The 3,342-nt window shown below is 58.5% G+C and carries 4 protein-coding genes; all 4 read left to right on the top strand.

Annotation, left to right across the window (positions count from 1 at the left end; all coding sequences use genetic code 11):
* The first annotated feature begins 67 nt into the window (after positions 1-67).
* Entirely contained in the window at positions 68-1,243 is a 1,176-nt protein-coding gene (gene cfa / locus NW856_RS11655; protein WP_414400410.1) for a cyclopropane fatty acyl phospholipid synthase, read from the top strand.
* Between the two features lie 97 nt (positions 1,244-1,340).
* The gene (locus NW856_RS11650) at positions 1,341-1,784 is read left to right on the top strand and encodes a SufE family protein (protein ID WP_414329195.1); all 444 of its coding nucleotides are present in this window, start codon (positions 1,341-1,343) and stop codon (positions 1,782-1,784) included.
* A 13-nt stretch (positions 1,785-1,797) separates the two neighbouring features.
* On the top strand, positions 1,798-2,919 hold the full coding sequence (locus tag NW856_RS11645; protein WP_414400409.1) for a metal ABC transporter solute-binding protein, Zn/Mn family: 1,122 nt from the start codon (positions 1,798-1,800) through the stop codon (positions 2,917-2,919).
* The coding region (locus NW856_RS11640) for an ATP-binding cassette domain-containing protein (RefSeq protein ID WP_414400408.1) at positions 2,916-3,342 on the top strand (427 nt) is incomplete at its 3' end. The genes NW856_RS11645 and NW856_RS11640, both read left to right, overlap by 4 nt.

Here is a 3,342-nt window from a genome sequence, read left to right as displayed (position 1 = left end):
CCTTCGGGGGGATCCCTAGAAATTGGAAACAACTTGTTGGATCCCTTGCCACCTTGGGGTGTATTTGTTGAGTCAGTTTCCCTGTGGTGAGGGATCCCTAGGGATGGGGAAAGGACTCAACAGCTTGCACCGGCTGGCGCGTCAGTATGCGCTTCGAGTTCTGGATGCTGCCGGTATAACCCTCAATGGCTCACAGCCCTGGGATATTCAAGTTCACGACGAGCGGCTCTACCTGCGCTGCCTGCTCTATGGATCCCTGGGCTTTGGCGAGGCCTACATGGAGGGCTGGTGGGATTGCGAGGCCATTGATGAGTTAGTTTGTCGTCTCCTAACTGCCCAGGCACCGCAGCAGGTGGGTTGGCTAACTCAGCCCTTGCTTGGGTTGGACAGTTGCCTTATCAACCGCCAGCGGGGCAAGGGGGCATTCGTCATTGGCCAGCGCCACTACGACATTGGCAACGATCTCTATGAGGCCATGCTGGATCGCCGCATGATCTACAGCTGTGCCTATTGGGATGGGGGCGCGCAAACTCTAGATGAAGCCCAAGAAGCTAAGCTTGACCTCATTGCCCGCAAGCTGGAACTCCAACCCGGCATGCGGGTGCTCGACATCGGCTGTGGCTGGGGCGGCACAGCCCAGTACCTGGCCGAACGCTACGGGGTGCAGGTTGTGGGGATTACTGTTTCCAAAGAGCAAGCCAAACTGGCCAGCGAACGCTGCCGCGGCCTGCCGGTCGAGATTCGGTTAGAAGACTATCGCCAGACCCAGGGAAAGTTTGATCGCATCCTTTCTGTCGGCATGTTTGAACATGTTGGCTACCGAAACTACCGAACGTTTATGCAGGTAGCCCGCCGCTTGTTGAACGACAATGGCTTGTTTCTTCTGCACACCATCGGCAGCAACGTGGCCTACCAGGGGCGGGATCCCTGGATTGAGCGCTACATTTTCCCCAACTCGATGCTGCCCTCGCCTCATCTGATTACTGCAGCCTTTGAGGGCTTATTTGTGCTGGAAGACTGGCACAATTTTGGGATCAATTACGTGGCCACCTTAAAAGCCTGGCACGCCAATTTCGAGCAGGCATGGCCAAAATTAGCCGACCGCTACGATGAGCGCTTTCGCCGCATGTGGCGGCTCTATCTCCTGATGAGTGCCGGTAGCTTCAAGGCCCGGGCCAGCCAACTTTGGCAACTGGTCCTCTCACCACGGGGAGTAAGTGGCGGCTATCGCTCGCTTCGGTAACGACAGTCCCAAAAGTTTGCAGGTGCCCCTGCGCCCTCGCTGAGTGGGGGTGTTATGATGAGTTTGATTATCATTCTCACTCTAGACAAGCTGAGGGATGCCCGCAGCTCTGCAGCAAATTGTCAATCGCTTCCAGAAGGCCAAGACCTCGCGGCAGAAGTATGAGCTTCTCCTAGCCTATGCCAAGCGCCTGCCACCCTTTCCCGAAGCGGAGAGGAAGGAGGAGAACCTAGTCAGAGGTTGCGCTTCGCGGGTGTGGCTGGCCACCGAGTTTAGGGAGGGCAAGGTCTACATCCAAGGGGATGCCGATGCTCAGTTGGTCAAGGGTTTGGTGGCCATTGTGGTGGAGGGGCTAAGTGGCCTAGCGCCGGAAGAGATTTTGGGGGTTTCCCCAGAGTTTGTGCGGGAGATGGGCCTCAATTTCAGCCTTAGCCCTTCCAGGAGCAACGGTCTGGTGAGCATGTTTTCGATGCTGCGGCAGAGGGCCTTGGCTTTTGGGAAGTCAGTTGCTTCCAGCTCTGCTGTCTCTGTTGTCTTGTGAGGTATTCAGGCTCATGACTGATCAAGCTAACTCTATCCGTTCGGCTCGACCGGTGCGATCGCTGGTCTCGCTGCTGGCCGCCCTCTCGGTCGGGATCCTGGGAAGCCTGCAGATGCGCCAAGAAGAGTCCCAAGCCCAGCAGGGATCCAGCCCCCCAAAGGTGGTGACCACGATTTTGCCGATAACGCAATTTACCCGTGCTGTGGCCGGGGATCGGGCAGAAGTCACGCCACTCCTTCCCCCTCAGATGGGGCCCCACGACTTTCAGGCTCGACCTGAGGAGGTTCGTTTGCTGGCTCAGGCGGATGTGCTGGTGATCAACGGGTTGGGTATGGAAACGTTTTTGGAAGGGTTGATCGCCAGCGCTGGGAACCCCCAATTGCAAATCGTTGACAGCAGCGAAGGGATCCCAACTTTGCGGGCTGAGGAGCCAGAGCATGGGCACTCCCACGGTCACGGCCATGGACACTCTCATGGACACAGTCACGGCCATTCTCACGGGCACGGTCATGGACACTCTCATGGGCACAGCCACGGCGAGTTTAACCCCCACATTTGGCTGGATCCCAGGCGGGCCATTCAGCAGGTGGAAAATATTCGTGATGGCCTCATCTCTGTAGATCCGGCGGGGGCAGAGATCTACCAGGCCAATGCGGCTGCTTTTATCGAGAAGCTCAAGGCTTTGGATGAGGAGATTGCCGCTCGGCTAGCTCCCTTTGCCGGAAGAAGCTTTGTGGTCTTCCACGACTTTGCCCCCTATTTTGCCGAGCGCTACAACCTCAAAGCCGAGTTCTTGGTGGAGATCCCTGAAGCCAGCCCCTCCCCCAAAGATGTGCGGCGGGTGATGGAGACGGTGCGGGCATCCGGCCTGAAGACGATCCTGGTGGAACCGCAGCTGGGGAGTAACAACCCCTTTGAGGTTTTGGCCAGAGACCTAGGGATCCAAGTTCGCGTTTTCGATCCCATCGAAACCGCTGGCCCTGAGGGGATCGAGCCGGAATATTACCTGACCATCCTGCGGCAAAACGTGGAGAACCTGGTCTCCGCCTTTGAGAAGGAGACGGCCTTCCTGCCCCTGCAATTGCCGCTGCTGGGCCAAGCTGCTCTCGAACACCTGCTGGCGAGGGGGCGATGATCTCCTGCTCCGGCGAGGTTGTCCTGCGCGTCGAGGGGCTGACGGTCTATCGGGGATCCCAGTTGGCGGTGCAAAATGTGTCGTTTGAGCTGAGGGCGGGATCCCATACGGCCATTGTCGGCCCCAATGGCGCTGGCAAAAGTACCTTGGTGCAGGCCATCTTGGGGATCCTGCCGCGGCAGTGCGGCTCGGTTTGGATTCTGGGAGAGCCGGTGCGCCTGTCCGGCTATTTGCCCCCGTCAGTGCGACAGCAGGTGGCTTACGTGCCCCAACGTTTTCAGTTCAATCCTGGGATCCCCATGGTGGTGGAGGAGTTTGTGGCTTTGGGTTGGGGGGCGTTGCAACCCCGCTGGCCTTGGCAGCAGCGCTCTGCTCGGCAGCAGGCGGTGAAAGAGGCGTTGGAACGGGCCGGCGCATCCCACC

This window comes from Synechococcus sp. R3-13, assembly GCF_047462195.1.
Taxonomy (GTDB): domain Bacteria; phylum Cyanobacteriota; class Cyanobacteriia; order Thermostichales; family Thermostichaceae; genus Thermostichus.
Note: the sequence above shows the minus strand (reverse complement) of the source record. Positions and strands in the feature narration are given on the sequence as shown.

What these genes read in the sequence shown, in the direction of transcription:
- NW856_RS11645 (WP_414400409.1), top strand. Translation starts at nt 1,798, where the DNA reads ATGACTGATCAAGCTAACTCTATCCGTTCGGCTCGACCGGTGCGATCG.
- NW856_RS11650 (WP_414329195.1), top strand. Translation starts at nt 1,341, where the DNA reads ATGCCCGCAGCTCTGCAGCAAATTGTCAATCGCTTCCAGAAGGCCAAG.